At 56.4% G+C, this 20,061-nt stretch carries 24 protein-coding genes; 5 read left to right on the top strand and 19 right to left on the bottom strand.

The window, feature by feature from the left end:
* Nucleotides 1–11: 11 nt before the first annotated feature.
* From F6R97_RS17990 to F6R97_RS17975, 4 genes are all read left to right on the top strand, one after another.
* Nucleotides 12–440: a DUF350 domain-containing protein gene (locus tag F6R97_RS17990; protein WP_315866887.1), complete on the top strand. Its 429-nt coding sequence runs from the start codon at nt 12–14 to the stop codon at nt 438–440.
* Nucleotides 441–459: 19 nt separating this feature from the next.
* Complete coding sequence (locus F6R97_RS17985) at nt 460–1,185, top strand: DUF1190 domain-containing protein (RefSeq protein WP_315866886.1); 726 nt, start codon at nt 460–462, stop codon at nt 1,183–1,185.
* Nucleotides 1,186–1,197: 12 nt separating this feature from the next.
* Complete coding sequence (locus F6R97_RS17980) at nt 1,198–2,355, top strand: glutathionylspermidine synthase family protein (protein WP_217858215.1); 1,158 nt, start codon at nt 1,198–1,200, stop codon at nt 2,353–2,355.
* 107 nt (nt 2,356–2,462) lie between these two features.
* The gene (locus tag F6R97_RS17975) at nt 2,463–4,667 is read left to right on the top strand and encodes an OsmC domain/YcaO domain-containing protein (RefSeq protein ID WP_315866885.1); all 2,205 of its coding nucleotides are present in this window, start codon (nt 2,463–2,465) and stop codon (nt 4,665–4,667) included.
* Nucleotides 4,668–4,739: 72 nt separating this feature from the next.
* Here F6R97_RS17975 and F6R97_RS17970 read toward each other — a convergent pair whose 3' ends face one another.
* A complete protein-coding gene (locus F6R97_RS17970) occupies nt 4,740–5,267 on the bottom strand; it encodes a single-stranded DNA-binding protein (protein WP_016969466.1) in 528 nt (175 codons plus the stop codon).
* 9 nt (nt 5,268–5,276) lie between these two features.
* Nucleotides 5,277–6,674, bottom strand: a complete 1,398-nt coding sequence (locus F6R97_RS17965; protein ID WP_038981318.1) for an MFS transporter — start codon at nt 6,672–6,674, stop codon at nt 5,277–5,279.
* Between the two features lie 191 nt (nt 6,675–6,865).
* Here F6R97_RS17965 and uvrA point away from each other — a divergent pair, with 191 nt between their 5' ends.
* Nucleotides 6,866–9,700: an excinuclease ABC subunit UvrA gene (uvrA, locus tag F6R97_RS17960; protein WP_315866884.1), complete on the top strand. Its 2,835-nt coding sequence runs from the start codon at nt 6,866–6,868 to the stop codon at nt 9,698–9,700.
* A gap of 71 nt (nt 9,701–9,771) precedes the next feature.
* Here uvrA and bfr read toward each other — a convergent pair whose 3' ends face one another.
* The 17 genes from bfr to rplE all read right to left on the bottom strand — a co-directional run bounded on the left by bfr (nt 9,772) and on the right by rplE (nt 20,043).
* Entirely contained in the window at nt 9,772–10,236 is a 465-nt protein-coding gene (bfr, locus tag F6R97_RS17955; RefSeq protein WP_123359019.1) for a bacterioferritin, read from the bottom strand.
* A 155-nt stretch (nt 10,237–10,391) separates the two neighbouring features.
* A complete protein-coding gene (locus F6R97_RS17950; protein ID WP_038981315.1) occupies nt 10,392–11,840 on the bottom strand; it encodes a catalase in 1,449 nt (482 codons plus the stop codon).
* 239 nt (nt 11,841–12,079) lie between these two features.
* Nucleotides 12,080–12,466 (bottom strand): 50S ribosomal protein L17, encoded by a 387-nt coding sequence (gene rplQ / locus F6R97_RS17945; RefSeq protein WP_007896790.1) that lies wholly within the window; start codon nt 12,464–12,466, stop codon nt 12,080–12,082.
* A 42-nt stretch (nt 12,467–12,508) separates the two neighbouring features.
* Entirely contained in the window at nt 12,509–13,510 is a 1,002-nt protein-coding gene (locus tag F6R97_RS17940; RefSeq protein ID WP_003186012.1) for a DNA-directed RNA polymerase subunit alpha, read from the bottom strand.
* Nucleotides 13,511–13,532: 22 nt separating this feature from the next.
* Nucleotides 13,533–14,153 (bottom strand): 30S ribosomal protein S4, encoded by a 621-nt coding sequence (rpsD, locus tag F6R97_RS17935; RefSeq protein ID WP_003176404.1) that lies wholly within the window; start codon nt 14,151–14,153, stop codon nt 13,533–13,535.
* An 18-nt stretch (nt 14,154–14,171) separates the two neighbouring features.
* Nucleotides 14,172–14,561: a 30S ribosomal protein S11 gene (rpsK, locus tag F6R97_RS17930; protein WP_002555466.1), complete on the bottom strand. Its 390-nt coding sequence runs from the start codon at nt 14,559–14,561 to the stop codon at nt 14,172–14,174.
* A 30-nt stretch (nt 14,562–14,591) separates the two neighbouring features.
* Entirely contained in the window at nt 14,592–14,948 is a 357-nt protein-coding gene (rpsM, locus tag F6R97_RS17925) for a 30S ribosomal protein S13 (protein ID WP_003186020.1), read from the bottom strand.
* Between the two features lie 130 nt (nt 14,949–15,078).
* Complete coding sequence (gene rpmJ / locus F6R97_RS17920) at nt 15,079–15,195, bottom strand: 50S ribosomal protein L36 (protein ID WP_002555468.1); 117 nt, start codon at nt 15,193–15,195, stop codon at nt 15,079–15,081.
* 27 nt (nt 15,196–15,222) lie between these two features.
* Nucleotides 15,223–16,551, bottom strand: coding sequence for a preprotein translocase subunit SecY (gene secY, locus F6R97_RS17915; protein WP_007896784.1), 1,329 nt, complete (start codon nt 16,549–16,551; stop codon nt 15,223–15,225).
* Nucleotides 16,552–16,989 carry a 50S ribosomal protein L15 gene (rplO, locus tag F6R97_RS17910; protein ID WP_007896782.1) on the bottom strand — a complete coding sequence of 146 codons (438 nt, stop codon included), beginning with the start codon at nt 16,987–16,989 and terminating at the stop codon, nt 16,552–16,554.
* Between the two features lie 3 nt (nt 16,990–16,992).
* Nucleotides 16,993–17,169 (bottom strand): 50S ribosomal protein L30, encoded by a 177-nt coding sequence (gene rpmD / locus F6R97_RS17905; protein ID WP_003186033.1) that lies wholly within the window; start codon nt 17,167–17,169, stop codon nt 16,993–16,995.
* A 2-nt stretch (nt 17,170–17,171) separates the two neighbouring features.
* On the bottom strand, nt 17,172–17,672 hold the full coding sequence (rpsE, locus tag F6R97_RS17900) for a 30S ribosomal protein S5 (RefSeq protein WP_007943782.1): 501 nt from the start codon (nt 17,670–17,672) through the stop codon (nt 17,172–17,174).
* 3 nt (nt 17,673–17,675) lie between these two features.
* Nucleotides 17,676–18,026, bottom strand: a complete 351-nt coding sequence (rplR, locus tag F6R97_RS17895; RefSeq protein ID WP_003186037.1) for a 50S ribosomal protein L18 — start codon at nt 18,024–18,026, stop codon at nt 17,676–17,678.
* 10 nt (nt 18,027–18,036) lie between these two features.
* Nucleotides 18,037–18,570 (bottom strand): 50S ribosomal protein L6, encoded by a 534-nt coding sequence (gene rplF, locus F6R97_RS17890; protein WP_003176412.1) that lies wholly within the window; start codon nt 18,568–18,570, stop codon nt 18,037–18,039.
* A gap of 12 nt (nt 18,571–18,582) precedes the next feature.
* Nucleotides 18,583–18,975: a 30S ribosomal protein S8 gene (gene rpsH, locus F6R97_RS17885; protein WP_003186040.1), complete on the bottom strand. Its 393-nt coding sequence runs from the start codon at nt 18,973–18,975 to the stop codon at nt 18,583–18,585.
* 209 nt (nt 18,976–19,184) lie between these two features.
* Entirely contained in the window at nt 19,185–19,490 is a 306-nt protein-coding gene (gene rpsN / locus F6R97_RS17880; protein ID WP_003176414.1) for a 30S ribosomal protein S14, read from the bottom strand.
* A gap of 13 nt (nt 19,491–19,503) precedes the next feature.
* A complete protein-coding gene (gene rplE, locus F6R97_RS17875) occupies nt 19,504–20,043 on the bottom strand; it encodes a 50S ribosomal protein L5 (RefSeq protein WP_003176415.1) in 540 nt (179 codons plus the stop codon).
* Between the last annotated feature and the right edge of the window lie 18 nt (nt 20,044–20,061).

Below are 20,061 nucleotides of genomic sequence, written 5' to 3'. Positions count from 1 at the left end.
GGAAGAAGTCCATGCTTGAAGCGCTCTCCATCTCCCTGAACAAAGCCGCCGTGCTCGGGTTTGTTTTGTACATCCTCGGCGCCGCCGTGCTGTTCGCGCTGTTCCAGTTCATCTACACCCGAATCACCCCGCACAAAGAGTTCGAACTGATCCGCTCGGGCAACGTTGCGGCCGCGATCGCGCTGGGTGGCGCCATGATCGGTTTCGCCATTCCGGCCAGCAATGTGATTGCTTACTCGATCAGCATTCTGGACTTCGTCGTCTGGGCAGTGATTGCCGCTTTCGTACAACTGCTGGCGTTTCTGGTGACCAGCCTGGTGCTTAAAGGCGCCTCTGAACGGATTAAAAAAGGCGAAATCGCTGCGGGTATCTATATCGCGGCAGTGGCCATCAGCGTCGGCATGTTGAACGCCGCGTGCATGACCCCTTCCTCGAACTGATTGCGCCACGGAGATCCCGATGAAACGAAGCAAGTACGTTCAGCTCTCGCTGGCAGCGTCGGTCGCCATGGCGATATCAGGTTGCGGGCAGGAAGAAAAAACCTACCCGGTGCAGAAGAAGTACAACTTCCAGTCTGTTCAGCAGTGCGCCGATGAAAAGCTCCCGGTGGACGTCTGCTCTGACGCCTACATGACCGCCATGGCTGAGCATCGCCGTGTCGCGCCGGTGTACGACAACCAGGCCGATTGCGATGCCGACTTTGTCGCCGACTGGTGCCAACAGGATTCCGCCGGCAAGTTCATCCCCAAGCTGGGTGGTTTCGAACTGACCGCCGATGGCGAGGTGACGCAATCCCAAGTGGACGCGGCCAAGGCTCAATTGCCAGCCTCGGAAGCGAACAGTGGAGGCTCCGGGTTCTCCGGCACCAGCCTGCTGACCGGCCTGCTGATCGGCAATATGCTGAGCAGCAATCGCAACAGCTACTTCTCCGAGCCGGTCTACCGCTACCGCGATGATCGCGGCAACTACGGCTCCTCGACGCTCAACCAGCGGATTTCCAAAGGCTCAACCTTTACCAAGTCCAATCAGGCAAGGTACGGCAGCAGCAGCTACACCGACTCAATCCGTTCGGGCGCCAAGCCGATATCCGTTGCCTCATCCACGTCTCGTGGCGGCTTCGGCAGCAAAGCCAGCGCCCGCAGCGGTTGGGGCGGTTCGAGCAGCGCTGGCCGATCGAGCAGTTAAGGAACGAGCGCCATGAAGAAGATCCTCTGCGCAGAGCGTCATGACTGGAAACAGACGGCCGAAAGTCTTGGCTTTCTGTTCCATACCATCGACGACGAACCCTATTGGGATGAGAGCGCGTATTACCAGTTCACGCTCAAACAGATCGAGAACGATCTCGAAGACCCGACCACCGAGATTCATGAGATGTGTATGGACCTGGTGGCCCGCGTGGTTCAGAGCGAGGAGTTGCTGGAGCGCCTGAGCATTCCAGCGCCATTCTTCGACATGGTTCGCACTTCATGGCTCGAAGGCCACCCGCACCTGTATGGACGCATGGATTTTTCCTACGACGGCAGCGGGCCGGCCAAGTTGCTGGAACTCAACTACGACACGCCGACCAGCCTGTATGAGGCGGCGGCGTTTCAGTGGGGCTGGCTGGAGCAATGCATCGAACGCGGCTTGCTGCCCAAGCATGCCGACCAGTTCAACAGCATCGACACCAAGCTGCATCAGGCCTTTGCCCAGCTGCAGCTCAAACAGCCCTTCTATTTCGCCTCGATGAAAGACTCGGTCGAAGACAAAGGCACCACCGACTACTTGCGCCTGATCGCGGAAAAGGTCGGCATCGAATCGCGGCACATCGACATCGAAGACATCGGCCTCACCCATGAAGGACGTTTCGTCGACTTAGAAGATCGCTGGATTCCTCATCTGTTCAAGCTGCATGCCTGGGAGTTCATCTTCCACGAACCCTTCGGCTCGGCGATTGCCCAGAGTGACACACAGTTTTTCGAGCCCGCCTGGAAATCGATCATTTCCAACAAGGGTATCCTGCCACTGCTGTGGGAGTTCAACAAAGGTCACCCGAACCTGCTCGCCGCGCACCTGGATCCAGACCCAAGCAAAGCAGTGCCCAAAGGCTGGGTGCGCAAGCCGTTCTTCTCCCGGGAAGGTGCCAACATCGAGCTGCAAACCGCTGACGGTCTGATCGTGAAAGAGGACGGGCCCTACACCGACGCGCCGTTTATCCTTCAGGAATTCGCCCCGCTGCCGAAGTTTGGCGACAGCTTTACGCTGGTTGGCTCCTGGGTGATCGGCGATCAGGCGGCCGGTATTGGCGTGCGGGAAGACAACAGTTTGATCACCAAGGATTCAAGCCGTTTCTTGCCGCACCTGATACTCGACTGACCCATCCATCGCCGGTGTGGACATAAATAAGATGCCCGCAAGACTTACGGCTGAAATACCGGATAATGGCGGCCAAATCGTCTAGCCCGTTATTCTGGTAATCCCCCATGGAAATAAAGGTCAACTTTCTCGACAACCTTCGACTTGAAGCCAAGTTCGATGACTTCACGGTGGTGGCCGATCAACCTATCCGCTACAAGGGCGATGGCTCGGCACCTGGCCCATTCGACTACTTCCTGGCTTCGTCGGCGTTGTGTGCGGCTTATTTCGTGAAGTTGTACTGCGACACCCGCAGTATTCCCACGGATAACATCCGCCTGTCGCAGAACAACATTGTTGATCCGGAAAACCGCTACAACCAGATTTTCAAGATCCAGGTCGAGTTGCCGGCGGACATCTCCGACAAGGACCGCCAGGGCATCCTGCGTTCCATCGACCGTTGCACCGTGAAAAAAGTGGTGCAAGCCGGACCTGAGTTTGTGATCGAAGAAGTCGAAAACCTCGACGCCGATGCCCAGGCGTTGCTAATGCCTGCGTCTAGCTCAGAGGCGAGCACTTATATCGCGGGCAAGGATCTGCCTCTGGAGCAAACCATCGCCAATATGTCGGCCATTCTGGCGGACCTTGGGATGAAGATTGAAATCGCCTCGTGGCGCAATATCGTGCCCAATGTGTGGTCGCTGCATATCCGCGATGCGCACTCGCCGATGTGCTTTACCAACGGCAAGGGTGCGACCAAGGAAGGCGCGTTGGCGTCGGCGTTGGGCGAGTTTATCGAGCGACTCAACTGCAACTTCTTCTACAACGACCAGTTCTGGGGCGAAGAGATCGCCAACGCGCCGTTTGTGCATTACCCGGACGAACGCTGGTTCAAGCCTGGCCGTAAAGATGAACTGCCGGCCGAAATCCTCGACGCGTACTGCCTGAAGATTTACAACCGCGACGGCGAGTTGCGTGGCTCCCACCTGATCGACACCAACTCGGGCAATGAAGAGCGCGGCATCTGCTCGCTGCCATACGTGCGCCAGTCGGACGGCGAAGTGGTGTATTTCCCGTCCAACCTGATTGAAAACCTGTTCCTGAGCAACGGCATGAGTGCCGGCAACACGCTGGCCGAAGCCCAGGTGCAATGCCTGTCGGAGATCTTCGAGCGTGCGGTAAAACGCGAAATCATCGAAGGTGAATTTGCACTGCCGGATGTGCCGGCCGATGTGCTGGCGAAGTACCCCGGGATACTGGCCGGTATTCAGGCGCTGGAAGAGCAAGGGTTCCCCGTATTGGTGAAGGATGCATCCCTGGGCGGTGAATTCCCGGTGATGTGCGTCACGTTGATGAACCCGCGTACCGGCGGTGTGTTCGCCTCGTTCGGCGCGCACCCGAGCCTGGAAGTGGCGCTGGAGCGCAGCCTGACCGAATTGCTTCAGGGCCGCAGCTTCGAAGGCCTCAACGACTTGCCCCAGCCGACGTTTGAAGGCCATGCAGTGACCGAGCCGAATAACTTCGTCGAGCACTTTATCGACTCCAGCGGCGTGGTGTCGTGGCGCTTCTTCAGTGCCAAATCGGATTACGAATTCGTGGAGTGGGACTTCTCCGGCCAGGGTGAAAACTCGAATGCCGAGGAAGCCGCGACCTTGTTCGGCATTCTCGAAGGCATGGGCAAAGAAGTGTACATGGCGGTCTACGAGCATATCGGCGCGAAGGCGTGCCGCATCCTGGTACCGAACTATTCGGAAATCTATCCCGCGGACGATCTGATCTGGGATAACACCAACAAAGCACTGTTTTTCCGTGCCGATATCCTGAACCTGCATCGCCTGGACGAAGACGAACTGCAAGCGCTGGTTGAGCGCCTGGTGGAAAGTGAGCTGGACGACTACACCGACATCACCTCCCTGATCGGTATCGAATTTGACGACAATACGGCTTGGGGTCAGCTGACGATCCTGGAGTTGAAGCTGCTGATTTATCTCGCCTTGCAGCAATTTGAAGAGGCGAAAGAGGCAGTGGAAATGTTCCTGCAGTACAACGACAACACGGTTGAGCGTGGTTTGTTCTACCAGGCCGTCAATGTGGTGCTGGAGATGAAGCTGGACGAAGATCTGGAACTGGAAGACTACGAGGCCAATTTCCGCCGGATGTTTGGCAACGAGCGGACAACTGCAGCAATCGGGTCGGTGGACGGCAGCGTGCGTTTCCATGGCTTGACGCCGACCAGCATGAAACTGGAGGGGCTCGACAGGCACCTGCGGTTGATCGAAAGCTACAAGAAACTGCACTCGGCACGGGCCAATGTGGCCACTTTGTTCAGTTAACAGCGCCCACAAAAAAGCGAAGCCAGATTACTGGCTTCGCTTTTTTTTATTACTTACTGGATAGCAGCTTTTTTAGAACGGGATATCGTCATCAAAGCTGTCGAAATCCGGAGCCGGCTGCGGAGCGGCCTGCTGTGGAGCTGGTGCCTGGCGCGACTGTTGCGGTGCCGACTGCTGTGGACGCGGAGCCTGTTGGCGTGGGGCCGGGGCGGACTGCTGGTAGTTATTGCCCCCGCCTTGTTGGTCGCCCTGCTGTGGACGGCCGCCCAGCAGTTGCATGGTGCCTTGCATGTCGACCACGATTTCAGTGGTGTAACGCTTGATACCGTCTTTTTCCCACTCGCGGGTCTGCAGCTTGCCTTCGATGTACACCTGCGAACCTTTACGCAGGTATTCACCGGCAATTTCGGCAACCTTGCCGAACATCGAAACACGGTGCCATTCGGTCTTCTCGACCTTCTGACCGGTTTGCTTGTCGGTCCACTGTTCGCTGGTCGCCAGACTCAGGTTGGTCACGGCGTTACCGTTAGGCAAGTAGCGAACTTCGGGATCCTGGCCGCAAGTGCCGACCAATATGACTTTGTTAACCCCACGGGCCATAACGTTCTCCTAGGCTACGCACGCTGCCCCGGCCGGGTTGTTCACCAGGCGCTCAAGGGTGGTGCGATCCAATAGTTCTGTGTCCAATTTGATGTAAATCGCCGCTTCATCTTCGACGATCACTGCATCTGTTACCCCTACGACGGCCTTCAGGCGCTCGACCAGACCTGCTTCGCGGATCGCCTCGGGCGACAACGGCAAGCGCAGGCTCGTGACGTAAGGTGGTTCGCGCATGGTAACAGCAAAGGCCAGCCAGAGGGCAGCCAGGCCGGCGCATCCGAGGAATACAACCGACAAACCGCCGTGCTGGAACATCCAGCCACCGAGGATCCCGCCCAGCGCCGAACCGAGGAACTGACTGGTGGAATAAACCCCCATTGCCGTGCCCTTGCCGCCCGCCGGTGAAACCTTGCTGATCAGCGATGGCAAGGAGGCTTCCAGCAGATTGAACGCGGTGAAGAACACCACCGTACCAATCACCAGAGCCCGCAAGCTATCGCCAAACTGCCAGAAGAATAGCTCAGTGAACATCAGCGTCACGACGGCGCCGAGCAAAACTCGTTTCATTTTGCGTCTCTTCTCGCCGTAGATGATGAACGGGATCATGGCGAAGAAGGAGATCAGCAGCGCGGTCAGGTAGACCCACCAGTGCTGCTCTTTGGGCAGCCCGGCTTTTTCGACCAGGGCCAGGGGCAATGCAACGAAGCTCGACATCAACATCGCGTGCAACACAAAAATGCCCAGGTCCAGGCGCAGCAGGTCCGGATGCTTGAGCGTCGGTATCAGCGCCTGGCGTGCGACGCCGGACTCGCGGTGCTGCAACGGCCCGGTTGCGCGCGGCACCATGAACATCACAATGACGATGCCGACCAGCGCCATGCCTCCGGTGGCGAAGAACAACCCGGACAGACCGAAGACACGGGTCAGCAATGGTCCTACAACCATGGCGACAGCGAACGACAGACCAATCGTCATGCCGATCATGGCCATGGCTTTGGTCCGATGCTGTTCCCGGGTCAGGTCTGACAGCAACGCCATGACCGCCGCGGAAATCGCTCCGGCGCCTTGCAGGATGCGCCCGGCGATGACGCCCCAGATCGAATCGGCATTGGCCGCCAGCACACTCCCCAGGGCGAAGATGATCAGCCCCAGGTAAATCACCGGACGACGACCGATGCGGTCGGAAATGAAGCCAAAAGGAATCTGAAAGATCGCCTGGGTCAGGCCGTAAGCGCCAATCGCCAACCCGATGAGGGCCGGGGTCGCTCCTGCCAGGTCCATCCCATAGGTCGCCAGAACCGGCAACACCATGAACATGCCAAGCATACGGAAGGCGAACACCAGGGCCAGACCGCTTGCTGCGCGGGTCTCACTGCCACTCATGCGTTCGCTGTGGGGATCGTGCATGGAAAAACCTCATGTGAACCGGCGGCGATTCTACCAGTCCCATCGATTGACGGGGTATATCGCGACGCTATGACGCGCACAGATGACGCAGTCTTCATGCAAGGCTGCGCGCCCCGCATTTGATAGTGTGCATCCATCCAGTATTTGGCCGTATACTCCTACGTTTTCGACGCCCGCCGAGCGAGGCCACTTTGGACAAGATCCTGATTCGTGGGGCCCGAACCCACAACCTGAAGAACATCGACCTGACCCTGCCACGGGACAAACTGATCGTTATCACCGGCCTGTCCGGATCCGGCAAGTCGTCCCTGGCCTTTGACACGCTGTACGCCGAAGGCCAGCGCCGTTATGTCGAGTCGCTGTCGGCCTACGCCCGGCAGTTTCTGTCGATGATGGAAAAACCTGACGTCGACACCATTGAAGGTCTGTCGCCAGCGATCTCCATCGAACAGAAGTCAACCTCGCACAACCCGCGCTCGACGGTTGGCACCATTACCGAAATCTACGACTACCTGCGCCTGCTCTACGCTCGCGTCGGTATTCCGCGCTGCCCGGACCACGACATTCCGCTGGAAGCCCAGACCGTCAGTCAGATGGTCGACCTGGTGCTGGCACAACCGGAGGGTAGCAAACTGATGCTGCTGGCCCCGGTGATCCGCGAGCGTAAGGGCGAGCACCTCTCGGTCTTTGAAGAACTGCGCGCCCAGGGTTTTGTACGTGCCCGCGTCAACGGCAGGCTCTGCGAGCTGGACGAGTTGCCGAAGCTGGATAAACAGAAGAAGCACTCGATCGATGTCGTGGTCGACCGCTTCAAGGTTCGTGCCGATCTGCAACAGCGTTTGGCTGAGTCGTTCGAGACTGCGTTGAAACTGGCGGACGGCATTGCACTGATCGCGCCGATGGACGACGAGCCCGGCGAAGAAATCATCTTCTCCGCGCGCTTCGCCTGCCCGATCTGTGGCCACGCCATCAGCGAGCTGGAACCCAAGCTGTTCTCCTTCAACAACCCGGCCGGCGCCTGCCCGACCTGCGATGGTCTGGGGGTTAAACAGTTCTTCGACACCAAACGACTGGTGAACGGTGAACTGACTCTAGCCGAAGGTGCAATTCGCGGCTGGGACCGGCGCAACGTCTATTACTTCCAGATGCTTGGGTCGCTGGCCTCGCACTACAAGTTCAGCCTCGAAGTGCCGTTCAACGACCTGCCGGCCGATCAGCAGAAATTCATCCTGCATGGCAGTGGCTCGCAGAACGTCGACTTCAAATACCTGAACGACCGTGGCGACATCGTCAAACGTTCGCACCCGTTCGAAGGCATCGTGCCGAACCTGGAACGCCGCTATCGCGAAACCGAATCGGCTTCGGTGCGTGAAGAGCTGGCCAAGTTCCTCAGCACCCAACCCTGCCCGGATTGCCGCGGTACCCGTCTGCGTCGCGAGGCGCGGCACGTATGGGTTGGCGAGAAGACCTTGCCGGCGGTGACCAATCTGCCGATCGGTGATGCCTGTGAATATTTCGGCGTGCTGAAACTGACCGGCCGCCGTGGCGAGATCGCCGACAAGATTCTCAAGGAAATCCGCGAGCGCCTGCAGTTTCTGGTCAACGTTGGCCTAGACTATCTGTCACTGGATCGCAGTGCCGATACGCTGTCCGGCGGCGAAGCCCAGCGAATTCGTCTGGCCAGTCAGATTGGCGCCGGCCTGGTGGGGGTTCTGTACATCCTCGATGAGCCGTCGATTGGTCTGCATCAACGGGACAACGACCGGTTGCTGGGCACCCTCAAGCACCTGCGCGACATCGGCAACACGGTGATCGTGGTCGAGCACGACGAAGACGCGATTCGTTTGGCTGACTATGTAGTGGATATTGGCCCGGGCGCAGGTGTGCACGGTGGACATATCGTCGCCGAAGGTACCCCGGCCGAGGTTATGGCTCACCCTGATTCGCTGACCGGCAAGTACCTTTCGGGTCGGGTAAAGATCGCAGTTCCAGCCAAACGCACGCCGCGTAACAAGAAGCTGTCGTTGGCCCTCAAAGGCGCTCGCGGCAACAATTTGCGCAATGTCGATCTGGAGATTCCGATCGGCCTGTTGACCTGCGTGACTGGTGTATCCGGCTCGGGCAAGTCGACATTGATCAACAACACACTGTTTCCTTTGAGCGCTACTGCACTCAATGGGGCAACGACCCTGGAGGCGGCTGCTCACGAGAGCATCAAAGGTCTGGAGCATCTGGATAAAGTCGTCGACATTGACCAGAGCCCGATCGGTCGCACGCCGCGCTCCAACCCGGCTACCTACACCGGGCTGTTCACGCCGATTCGCGAGTTGTTCGCCGGTGTGCCGGAATCCCGCTCCCGCGGTTACGGGCCGGGGCGTTTCTCCTTCAACGTGAAGGGCGGACGCTGCGAAGCCTGTCAGGGCGATGGCCTGATCAAGGTGGAAATGCACTTCCTGCCGGACATCTATGTCCCGTGCGACGTCTGCAAGAGCAAGCGTTACAACCGCGAGACGCTGGAGATCAAGTACAAGGGCAAGAGCATCCACGAAACACTCGAGATGACCATCGAGGAAGCCCGGGTGTTCTTCGACGCGGTTCCAGCCTTGGCGCGCAAGCTTCAGACGCTGATGGATGTAGGCCTTTCCTACATCAAGCTGGGGCAATCGGCGACCACGCTGTCCGGCGGTGAAGCCCAGCGGGTGAAACTGTCTCGCGAGCTGTCCAAGCGTGATACTGGCAAGACCCTGTACATCCTCGATGAGCCGACCACAGGCCTGCACTTTGCGGATATCCAGCAACTGCTCGACGTGTTGCATCGACTGCGCGACCACGGCAATACCGTGGTGGTGATCGAGCACAACCTGGATGTGATCAAGACTGCCGACTGGTTGGTGGACCTGGGGCCGGAAGGTGGTTCCAAAGGCGGCCAGATCATTGCCGTCGGTACGCCAGAGGAAGTGTCGGAGATGAAGCAGTCTCATACTGGCTTCTATCTCAAACCATTGCTGGCTCGCGACAGAGCCTGAATCAGGGCCACGAAAAAGCCCCTGTCACTTCATTGGTGACAGGGGCTTTTTTGTACGCGCCTACAACAGCATCAGAACTGCGATTGCAGGTAATTTTCCAGGCCAATCAGTTTGATCAGACCCAGCTGCTTCTCGAGCCAGTAGGTGTGGTCTTCTTCGGTATCGGCCAGCTGAATGCGCAGGATCTCGCGGCTGACGTAATCCTTGTGCAGCTCGCAAAGCTCAATGCCCTTGCAGAGAGCTGCGCGAACTTTGTATTCCAGACGCAGGTCAGCGGCGAGCATGTCAGGCACGGTGGTGCCGACATCCAGATCGTCCGGACGCATACGCGGGGTGCCTTCGAGCATGAGGATCCGACGCATCAGGGCGTCAGCGTGTTGCGCCTCTTCTTCCATCTCGTGGTTGATACGTTCGTAGAGCTCGGTGAAACCCCAGTCCTCGTACATCCGCGAATGGATGAAATATTGATCACGGGCTGCCAGTTCGCCTGTCAGCAACGTGTTGAGGTAATCGATTACGTCTGGGTGACCTTGCATCGCCCTACATCTCCCTGCTTTAAAGTCTGTAGTTTGAACCAACCTGACCGGAAGGTCACTCGTTCGACGCTATAAAAGCCAAGATATTCTGAGAAAAGCGGTTTAAATAACGCAAAAACCGCCCAAATGAGGGCGGTTCTGCTTATCGTTTAGACTTAGTTAAGCTGTACGTTGAGCGCCTTTGCGATTGCTTCTCCATACGCGGGGTCGGCTTTGAAGAAATGCTGCAATTGGCGATCAACCACATCGCTGGAAACCCCAGCCATTGCACCGGCAATGTTGTTGATCAGCAGAGTTTTCTGCTCATCGCTCATCAGGCGGAACAGCGCACCAGCGTGGCTGTAGTAGTCGGTATCTTCGCGATGATCGTAACGATCAGCCGCGCCACTCAAGGCCAAAGCAGGTTCAGCGTAACGCGGCGCCTGTTTCGGTGATTCTACGTAGCTGTTCGGCTCGTAGTTCGGTGCTGCACCACCATTGGTACCAAATGCCATGGAGCCATCGCGCTGGTAAGTGTTGACCGGGCTGCGAGGCGCATTCACCGGCAGCTGCTGGTGATTGGTTCCCACACGGTAGCGGTGAGCATCAGCGTAAGCGAACACGCGACCTTGCAGCATGCGGTCAGGCGACAGCCCGACACCCGGGACCATATTGCTCGGACCGAACGCCGCCTGCTCGACTTCAGCGAAGTAGTTCAGCGGATTACGGTTGAGCTCTAACTCACCCACTTCGATCAGCGGAAACTCTTTCTGCGACCAGGTTTTGGTCACATCAAACGGGTTCTCGTAATGAGCCTCGGCTTGGGCCTCGGTCATGATCTGGATATTGACACTCCATTTCGGGAAGTCACCGCGCTCAATGGCGCCGAACAGGTCGCGTTGTGCGTAATCCGGATCGGTACCCGCCAGGCGCGCCGCTTCTGCCGGAGTGAGGTTCTTGATCCCTTGCCTGGTTTTGTAGTGCCACTTCACCCAGTGACGCTCGCCATTGGCGTTGATCAGGCTGTAGGTGTGGCTGCCGAAGCCATGCATGTGGCGATAGCCGTCAGGGATGCCGCGGTCCGAGAACAAAATGGTGACCTGGTGCAACGCCTCAGGCGAGTGCGACCAGAAATCCCACATCATCTGCGCGCTTTTCAGATTGCTTTGCGGCAGGCGTTTCTGGGTGTGAATAAAGTCAGGGAATTTCAGCGGATCACGGATGAAAAACACCGGTGTATTGTTACCGACGATGTCCCAGTTGCCTTCTTCAGTGTAGAACTTCAGGGCAAAACCGCGTGGATCACGCTCGGTGTCCGCAGAACCGCGTTCGCCGCCCACGGTGGAGAATCGCAGAAAGGTCGGGGTTTGTTTGCCGACGGACTCAAACAGCTTGGCACTGGTGTACTGAGTGATATCGCGAGTTACGGTGAACGTACCGTAGGCACCCGAACCTTTGGCGTGTACACGACGCTCAGGGATGTTTTCACGGTTGAAGTGCGCAAGCTTCTCGATCAGGTGGAAATCGTCGAGCAGCAAAGGGCCACGAGGGCCGGCGGAGCGGGAATTCTGGTTGTCGGCGACAGGAGCGCCACTGGCGGTCGTAAGCGTTTTGTTTTGGCTCATGCGATCTCATCCTCTGTCAGTTTTGGAACTGCCGGCTAATCGGCGTGGGAGGGAGTATTGACCATCAAACATGGCACCTACAAATTCATTAATTTGCAGACATCAATAGAAAAATACTACCAACAATCCCGCTCATATACTGAAGGTATGAACCGCAAGGAAGCTTGTACAAACAGCGCGTTTCTTACACGCACAAAAAACCGGGCACTAGGCCCGGTTCTTTGTTTCAGACTGACGTCTTACTCAGCGGATACAGCTTCACCGCCGACAGGACGATCAACCAACTCGACGTACGCCATAGGCGCGTTGTCGCCAGTGCGGAAGCCGCACTTGAGGATGCGCAGGTAGCCACCCTCACGGGTAGCGTAACGCTTGCCCAGGTCGTTGAAGAGCTTACCAACGATAGCTTTCGAACGAGTACGGTCGAAAGCCAGACGGCGGTTAGCCAGGCTGTCTGTCTTGGCCAAAGTGATCAGCGGCTCAGCAACGCGGCGCAGTTCTTTGGCTTTTGGCAGTGTAGTTTTGATCAGCTCGTGCTCGAACAGCGACACCGCCATGTTTTGAAACATGGCCTTGCGGTGCGAGCTGGTGCGGCTCAGGTGACGACCACTTTTACGATGACGCATGGTTCATTCCTTACCAAACACAACGTTCGGTGATTACGACGATCAGGCAGTCGCCTTGTCGTCCTTCTTAAGACTTGCAGGCGGCCAGTTGTCGAGGCGCATGCCGAGGGACAGACCGCGGGAGGCCAGAACGTCCTTGATTTCAGTCAAGGATTTCTTGCCAAGGTTCGGAGTCTTCAACAGCTCTACTTCGGTACGCTGAATCAGGTCACCGATGTAGTAGATGTTTTCCGCCTTAAGGCAGTTAGCCGAACGTACAGTCAGTTCCAGATCGTCAACCGGGCGAAGCAGGATCGGATCGATCTCGTCTTCCTGCTCGACAACCACTGGCTCACTGTCACCTTTGAGATCGACGAACGCAGCCAACTGCTGTTGCAGAATGGTTGCAGCACGGCGGATAGCCTCTTCAGGATCCAGGGTACCGTTGGTTTCCAGATCAATAACCAGCTTGTCCAGGTTAGTACGCTGTTCGACACGGGCGTTTTCCACCACGTATGCGATACGGCGAACCGGGCTGAACGAAGAGTCAAGCTGCAAGCGACCGATGCTGCGGCTTTCGTCTTCATCGCTCTGACGCGAGTCTGCCGGTTCATAACCACGACCACGAGCTACGGTGAGCTTCATGTTCAGGGCGCCGTTAGACGCCAGGTTAGCGATTACGTGATCGGGGTTAACGATCTCGACATCATGATCCAGCTGAATATCGGCAGCGGTAACCACCCCCGAACCCTTCTTCGACAAGGTCAGCGTAACTTCGTCTCGACCGTGCAGCTTGATAGCCAGACCTTTAAGGTTCAACAGGATTTCAATTACGTCTTCCTGTACACCTTCGATGGCGCTGTACTCATGGAGCACACCGTCAATCTCGGCCTCGACTACTGCACAGCCGGGCATTGAGGACAACAGGATGCGGCGCAGCGCGTTGCCCAGGGTGTGGCCGAAACCACGCTCGAGAGGCTCGAGAGTGATCTTGGCGCGGGTTGGACTGACAACCTGCACATCAATATGGCGGGGTGTCAGGAACTCATTTACCGAAATCTGCATGGATGCACCTATTTTCTAGCCCTTACTTGGAGTAGAGCTCGACAATCAGGCTTTCGTTGATGTCGGCGGACAGATCACTGCGAGCTGGAACGTTCTTGAAAACGCCCGACTTCTTCTCAGTGTCTACTTCTACCCATTCTACGCGGCCACGTTGGGCACACAGATCGAGAGCTTGGACAATGCGAAGTTGGTTCTTTGCTTTCTCGCGAACTGCGACCACGTCACCAGCACGAACCTGGTAGGACGGAACGTTTACGGTCTGACCGTTAACGCTGATCGACTTGTGCGATACCAGCTGACGGGATTCGGCACGAGTAGAGCCAAAACCCATACGGTATACAACGTTGTCCAGACGGCATTCGAGCAGCTGCAACAGGTTTTCGCCAGTTGCGCCTTTCTTGCCAGCAGCTTCTTTGTAGTAGCCGCTGAATTGACGCTCGAGAACGCCGTAGATACGACGGACCTTCTGCTTTTCACGCAGTTGGGTGCCGTAATCGGACTGGCGACCGCGGCGTTGGCCGTGGATACCAGGTGCTGCTTCGATGTTGCACTTCGATTCGATCGCGCGCACGCCGCTCTTCAGAAAGAGATCGGTGCCTTCGCGACGAGCGAGTTTGCATTTTGGACCAATGTAACGAGCCATTCTTTACAATCTCCTGGATTACACGCGGCGCTTCTTCGGCGGACGGCACCCGTTGTGCGGGATTGGCGTCACGTCGGTGATGCTGGCGATCTTGTAGCCACAGCCGTTCAAAGCGCGGACTGCGGATTCACGACCTGGGCCTGGACCTTTGACGTTAACGTCGAGGTTTTTCAGGCCGTATTCCAGCGCAGCTTGACCAGCACGTTCAGCAGCTACTTGAGCAGCAAACGGGGTGGACTTGCGGGAACCGCGGAAACCCGAACCACCGGAGGTAGCCCAGGAAAGAGCGTTGCCTTGACGGTCGGTGATGGTCACGATTGTGTTGTTAAAAGAAGCATGGATGTGGGCAATGCCATCAACCACTGTCTTTTTAACTTTTTTACGAGGACGAGCAGCAGGTTTAGCCATGATTAATTTCCTGTCGATTCGCTGGGGCGATTACTTGCGGATCGGCTTACGCGGACCTTTACGGGTACGCGCGTTAGTCTTGGTACGCTGACCGCGCACTGGAAGACCACGACGATGACGCAGACCGCGATAGCAACCGAGGTCCATCAAACGCTTGATTTTCATGTTGATTTCGCGACGCAGGTCACCTTCAGTGGTGAACTTCGCCACTTCGCCACGCAGCTGTTCAATCTGCTCGTCGCTCAGATCTTTGATCTTTGCGGCTGGGTTTACCCCAGTCACTGCACAAATTTTCTGTGCAGTAGTGCGACCAACACCATAGATGTAGGTCAGCGAGATAACAGTATGCTTGTTATCTGGAATGTTAACGCCTGCAATACGGGCCATTCAGTGGGACTCCAATTGACAGCTACCTACGCCCCGGAAGCCAAGAAATAGGGCGCGAGATAATATCGCTGTAATAACAAATAATCAACCCGGCAGCGCACTAGCTGCCGGGCTTGAAGCACAATCACACTCAGCCTTGGCGCTGTTTGTGACGCGGTTCCGCGCTGCAAATTACTCGAACAACACCTTCGCGGCGAATAATCTTGCAGTTACGGCACAGCTTTTTCACCGATGCACGAACTTTCATCACCAACTCCTCGAACCTTATGGGTACTCAGCGCAACATGCCGCTGCCGTAACCCTTCAGGTTGGCTTTCTTCATCAGGGATTCGTACTGGTGCGAAACGAGGTGCGATTGTACTTGAGACATGAAGTCCATCACAACCACGACCACGATCAGCAACGAGGTCCCGCCAAGGTAGAACGGAACGTTTGCTGCAACCACCAGGAACTGGGGCAACAGGCACACGGCCGTCATATATAGAGCACCGAACAGGGTCAAACGAGTCAGAACGCCATCAATGTAGCGCGCAGACTGCTCACCTGGACGGATGCCCGGAATAAAGGCACCGGACTTCTTCAGGTTTTCCGCTACGTCTTTCGGATTGAACATCAACGCCGTATAGAAGAAGCAGAAGAAAATAATCCCTGCACTAAACAGCAGAATATTCAACGGCTGACCAGGAGCGATCGACTGCGAGATATCCTGCAGCCAGCCCATACCTTCAGACTGACCAAACCAGGTACCCAACGAAGCCGGGAACAGCAAAATGCTGCTCGCGAAAATGGCCGGAATAACACCGGCCATGTTCACCTTCAACGGCAAGTGGCTGGTCTGCGCAGCAAAGACCTTACGGCCCTGCTGACGCTTGGCGTAGTGAACAGCAATACGACGCTGACCACGCTCAATGAACACCACAAAACCGATAATCGCTACTGCCAGCAAACCGATGGCAACCAGGGCGAAAATGTTGATATCACCCTGACGCGCAGACTCGAAAGACTGCCCGATCGCTCTCGGAAGACCGGCGACGATACCTGCGAAAATCAACATCGAGATACCGTTGCCAACACCACGCTCAGTAATCTGCTCACCCAGCCACATCATGAACATCGCACCAGCCACAAACGTGGATACCGCGACGAAATGGAAGCCAAAGTCACCAGTGAACGCAACGCCCTGCCCTGCCAGACCAATGGACATGCCAATTGCCTGAACGAGAGCGAGGACGACAGTGCCGTAGCGGGTGTACTGAGCAATCTTGCGACGCCCAGCTTCACCTTCCTTCTTCAACTGCTCCAGCTGCGGACTGACGGCGGTCATCAGCTGCATGATGATCGATGCCGAAATGTACGGCATGATCCCCAGTGCAAAGATACTCATCCGTTCCAGCGCACCACCGGAAAACATGTTGAACAAGCTAAGAATGGTCCCCTCATTCTGTCGAAACAGGTCCGCGAGTCGGTCCGGGTTGATACCTGGAACCGGGATGTGTGCGCCTATTCGGTAGACGATAATCGCCAAGAATAGAAAACGCAGACGAGCCCAGAGTTCAGACATACCGCCTTTGCCGAGCGCAGAGAGAGCACCTTGCTTAGCCATTTATTCCTCGAACTTGCCGCCAGCTGCTTCGATAGCCGCACGCGCACCTTTGGTGGCGCCGATTCCCTTTCCGATGGTAACAGCGCGAGTAACTTCGCCGGACAGCATGATTTTCACACGCTGTACGTTGACGTTGATCACGTTGGCATCTTTCAGGGACTGCACGGTGACGATGTCGCCTTCCACTTTAGCCAGCTCGGACAAACGCACTTCTGCGCGATCCATGGCTTTCAGGGAAACGAAACCGAATTTCGGCAGGCGACGATGCAGCGGCTGTTGACCGCCTTCAAAGCCTGGAGCAATGGTGCCACCGGAGCGGGAGGACTGACCTTTGTGGCCACGACCACCAGTCTTGCCCAAACCACTACCGATACCACGGCCCGGACGATGCTTTTCGCGACGGGAACCCGGCGCTGGACTCAGATCATTGAGTTTCATCGATTAACCCTCGACACGCAGCATGTAGTAAGCCTTGTTGATCATCCCGCGATTCTCGGGAGTATCAAGTACCTCTACAGTGTGACCGATGCGACGCAGACCCAGACCCTTAACGCACAGTTTGTGGTTAGGGATGCGGCCGGTCATGCTTTTGATCAGCGTAACTTTAACGGTAGCCATGATCAGAAGATCTCCTTGACGCTTTTGCCACGCTTGGCGGCAATGGATTCAGGAGACTGCATAGCCTTCAAACCTTTGAAAGTGGCGTGAACCACGTTTACCGGGTTAGTCGAGCCGTAGCACTTGGCCAGAACGTTCTGAACACCAGCAACTTCGAGGACAGCACGCATAGCGCCGCCAGCGATGATACCGGTACCTTCAGAAGCAGGCTGCATGTACACCTTCGAAGCGCCGTGACCGGACTTCATTGCGTACTGCAGAGTGGTGCCGTTCAGATCAACTTGGATCATGTTGCGACGAGCAGCTTCCATTGCCTTCTGGATCGCAGCAGGCACTTCACGTGACTTGCCACGGCCGAAGCCAACACGCCCTTTACCGTCACCAACCACGGTCAACGCGGTGAAAGTGAAGATACGGCCGCCTTTAACGGTTTTGGCTACGCGGTTAACTTGAACCAGCTTCTCGATGTAGCCTTCGTCGCGCTTTTGGTCGTTATTTGACATAACTTAGAACTCCAGCCCAGCTTCACGAGCAGCATCAGCCAGCGCCTTGACGCGGCCGTGATACTTGAAGCCAGAGCGGTCGAAAGCCACCTGCGAGACGCCAGCGGCTTTAGCACGCGTAGCGACCAGCTGGCCAACCTTAGTGGCCGCGTCGATGTTGCCAGTGGCGCCATCACGCAGTTCTTTATCCAAAGTCGAGGCACTTGCCAGGACTTTGTTGCCGTCGGCCGAAATGACCTGGGCGTAGATGTGCTGCGACGAGCGGAACACGCAGAGACGCACGACTTCGAGTTCGTGCATTTTCAGGCGTGCTTTGCGAGCGCGACGCAGTCGAGTAACTTTTTTGTCGGTCATTTGCTATGCCCTACTTCTTCTTGGCTTCTTTACGACGGACGACTTCGTCCGCGTAGCGCACACCTTTGCCTTTGTACGGCTCTGGTGGACGGAAGTCGCGGATCTCGGCGGCCACTTGACCTACCAGCTGCTTATCGATGCCCTTGATCAGGATATCGGTCTGGCTAGGAGTCTCAGCGGTGATGCCTTCCGGCAGTTCATAATCCACTGGGTGCGAGAAGCCAAGAGCCAGGTTCAGCACTGTGCCTTTTGCTTGCGCTTTGTAACCAACACCGACCAGCTGGAGCTTGCGCTCGAAGCCTTGGCTTACGCCTTGGACCATGTTGTTAACCAACGCACGAGTGGTACCAGCCATTGCGCGAGTCTGTTGATCGCCATTGCGAGCAGCAAAACGCAGCTCACCAGCTTCTTCAACAATTTCAACGGACGAATGGATGTTCAGTTCGAGAGTACCCTTGGCACCCTTCACCGAAAGCTGTTGGCCTGCGAATTTGACTTCGACACCGGCTGGCAGCTTAACGGGGTTCTTAGCGACGCGTGACATGCTTATCCCCCCTTAGAACACAGTGCAAAGAACTTCGCCGCCGACACCGGCAGCGCGCGCAGCACGATCCGTCATCACACCTTTGTTGGTGGAGACGATAGACACACCGAGACCGCCACGAACTTTTGGCAGATCATCGACGGACTTGTACTGACGCAGGCCTGGACGGCTAACGCGCTTCACTTCCTCGATGACCGGACGGCCTTCGAAGTACTTCAGCTCGATGGACAGCAGTGGTTTGATTTCGCTGCTGATCTGATAACCCGCAATGTAACCTTCGTCCTTCAGGACTTTGGCAACAGCTACCTTCAAAGTAGAAGATGGCATGCTTACGACGGACTTTTCAGCCATCTGGGCATTACGGATTCGAGTTAGCATGTCCGCTAACGGGTCCTGCATACTCATGGGCTAGACGCTCCTAATACAAAAAAATTAGCCTTGCGGCTACTACTTGTCGCCGAGGACATCCATGCAAAAAAAGCACGGGCTCAGGCGAGCCGGGTATTCTAGACACACCCCACAAATGAATCAAGCCCCAATAGGGGCTTGATTCAAGTTCAAGGTCACCGATGGTCAGGATCTTGCGATCCCGAACACCGAGACTTTGACAGTGCTTACCAGCTGGCTTTAACCAGACCAGGTACGTCACCACGCATTGCAGCTTCACGCAGTTTGTTACGGCCGAGGCCGAACTTGCGGTAAACGCCGTGTGGACGACCGGTCAGGCGGCAGCGGTTACGCATGCGCGAAGCGCTTGCGTCACGTGGCTGCTTCTGCAGAGCTACTGTAGCTTCCCAACGCGCTTCTGGACTTGCGTTCAGATCAACGATGATAGCTTTCAGTGCTGCACGCTTTTTGGCGTACTTGGCAACCGTGAGCTGACGCTTCAGCTCGCGGTTTTTCATGCTCATCTTGGCCATTTTCCTACTCCAATCAGTTGCGGAACGGGAATTTGAAAGCGCGCAGCAGAGCGCGACCTTCATCATCGTTCTTGGCAGTGGTGGTCAGGGTAATGTCCAGACCGCGGAGAGCATCGATCTTGTCGTAGTCGATTTCCGGGAAGATGATCTGCTCTTTAACGCCCATGCTGTAGTTACCACGACCATCGAAGGACTTGGCATTCAGGCCGCGGAAGTCGCGAACCCGAGGCAGGGAGATCGACAGCAGACGATCCAGGAATTCGTACATACGCTCACGGCGCAGAGTCACTTTGACGCCGATCGGCCAACCTTCACGGACTTTAAAGCCAGCGATGGATTTCCGAGCGTAAGTCACAACGACTTTCTGACCGGTGATCTTTTCCAGGTCGGCAACAGCGTGCTCGATGACTTTTTTGTCACCGACCGCTTCGCCCAGACCCATGTTCAGGGTGATTTTGGTAACGCGTGGAACTTCCATCACGTTCGAAAGCTTAAGTTCTTCCTTAAGCTTCGGTGCGATTTCCTTCCAGTAAATCTCTTTTAGTCGTGCCATGGTCTTCTACCTAGCAGT

The sequence above is a fragment of the Pseudomonas sp. JV414 genome, from assembly GCF_032424305.1.
GTDB classification, from domain to species: domain Bacteria; phylum Pseudomonadota; class Gammaproteobacteria; order Pseudomonadales; family Pseudomonadaceae; genus Aquipseudomonas; species Aquipseudomonas lini.
Note: the sequence above shows the minus strand (reverse complement) of the source record. Positions and strands in the feature narration are given on the sequence as shown.

What these genes read in the sequence shown, in the direction of transcription:
- F6R97_RS17990 (WP_315866887.1), top strand. Translation starts at nt 12, where the DNA reads ATGCTTGAAGCGCTCTCCATCTCCCTGAACAAAGCCGCCGTGCTCGGG.
- F6R97_RS17985 (WP_315866886.1), top strand. Translation starts at nt 460, where the DNA reads ATGAAACGAAGCAAGTACGTTCAGCTCTCGCTGGCAGCGTCGGTCGCC.
- F6R97_RS17980 (WP_217858215.1), top strand. Translation starts at nt 1,198, where the DNA reads ATGAAGAAGATCCTCTGCGCAGAGCGTCATGACTGGAAACAGACGGCC.
- F6R97_RS17975 (WP_315866885.1), top strand. Translation starts at nt 2,463, where the DNA reads ATGGAAATAAAGGTCAACTTTCTCGACAACCTTCGACTTGAAGCCAAG.
- F6R97_RS17970 (WP_016969466.1), bottom strand. Translation starts at nt 5,267, where the DNA reads ATGGCCCGTGGGGTTAACAAAGTCATATTGGTCGGCACTTGCGGCCAG.
- F6R97_RS17965 (WP_038981318.1), bottom strand. Translation starts at nt 6,674, where the DNA reads ATGCACGATCCCCACAGCGAACGCATGAGTGGCAGTGAGACCCGCGCA.
- bfr (WP_123359019.1), bottom strand. Translation starts at nt 10,236, where the DNA reads ATGCAAGGTCACCCAGACGTAATCGATTACCTCAACACGTTGCTGACA.
- F6R97_RS17950 (WP_038981315.1), bottom strand. Translation starts at nt 11,840, where the DNA reads ATGAGCCAAAACAAAACGCTTACGACCGCCAGTGGCGCTCCTGTCGCC.
- rplQ (WP_007896790.1), bottom strand. Translation starts at nt 12,466, where the DNA reads ATGCGTCATCGTAAAAGTGGTCGTCACCTGAGCCGCACCAGCTCGCAC.
- F6R97_RS17940 (WP_003186012.1), bottom strand. Translation starts at nt 13,510, where the DNA reads ATGCAGATTTCGGTAAATGAGTTCCTGACACCCCGCCATATTGATGTG.
- rpsD (WP_003176404.1), bottom strand. Translation starts at nt 14,153, where the DNA reads ATGGCTCGTTACATTGGTCCAAAATGCAAACTCGCTCGTCGCGAAGGC.
- rpsK (WP_002555466.1), bottom strand. Translation starts at nt 14,561, where the DNA reads ATGGCTAAACCTGCTGCTCGTCCTCGTAAAAAAGTTAAAAAGACAGTG.
- rpsM (WP_003186020.1), bottom strand. Translation starts at nt 14,948, where the DNA reads ATGGCCCGTATTGCAGGCGTTAACATTCCAGATAACAAGCATACTGTT.
- rpmJ (WP_002555468.1), bottom strand. Translation starts at nt 15,195, where the DNA reads ATGAAAGTTCGTGCATCGGTGAAAAAGCTGTGCCGTAACTGCAAGATT.
- secY (WP_007896784.1), bottom strand. Translation starts at nt 16,551, where the DNA reads ATGGCTAAGCAAGGTGCTCTCTCTGCGCTCGGCAAAGGCGGTATGTCT.
- rplO (WP_007896782.1), bottom strand. Translation starts at nt 16,989, where the DNA reads ATGAAACTCAATGATCTGAGTCCAGCGCCGGGTTCCCGTCGCGAAAAG.
- rpmD (WP_003186033.1), bottom strand. Translation starts at nt 17,169, where the DNA reads ATGGCTACCGTTAAAGTTACGCTGATCAAAAGCATGACCGGCCGCATC.
- rpsE (WP_007943782.1), bottom strand. Translation starts at nt 17,672, where the DNA reads ATGTCAAATAACGACCAAAAGCGCGACGAAGGCTACATCGAGAAGCTG.
- rplR (WP_003186037.1), bottom strand. Translation starts at nt 18,026, where the DNA reads ATGACCGACAAAAAAGTTACTCGACTGCGTCGCGCTCGCAAAGCACGC.
- rplF (WP_003176412.1), bottom strand. Translation starts at nt 18,570, where the DNA reads ATGTCACGCGTCGCTAAGAACCCCGTTAAGCTGCCAGCCGGTGTCGAA.
- rpsH (WP_003186040.1), bottom strand. Translation starts at nt 18,975, where the DNA reads ATGAGTATGCAGGACCCGTTAGCGGACATGCTAACTCGAATCCGTAAT.
- rpsN (WP_003176414.1), bottom strand. Translation starts at nt 19,490, where the DNA reads ATGGCCAAGATGAGCATGAAAAACCGCGAGCTGAAGCGTCAGCTCACG.
- rplE (WP_003176415.1), bottom strand. Translation starts at nt 20,043, where the DNA reads ATGGCACGACTAAAAGAGATTTACTGGAAGGAAATCGCACCGAAGCTT.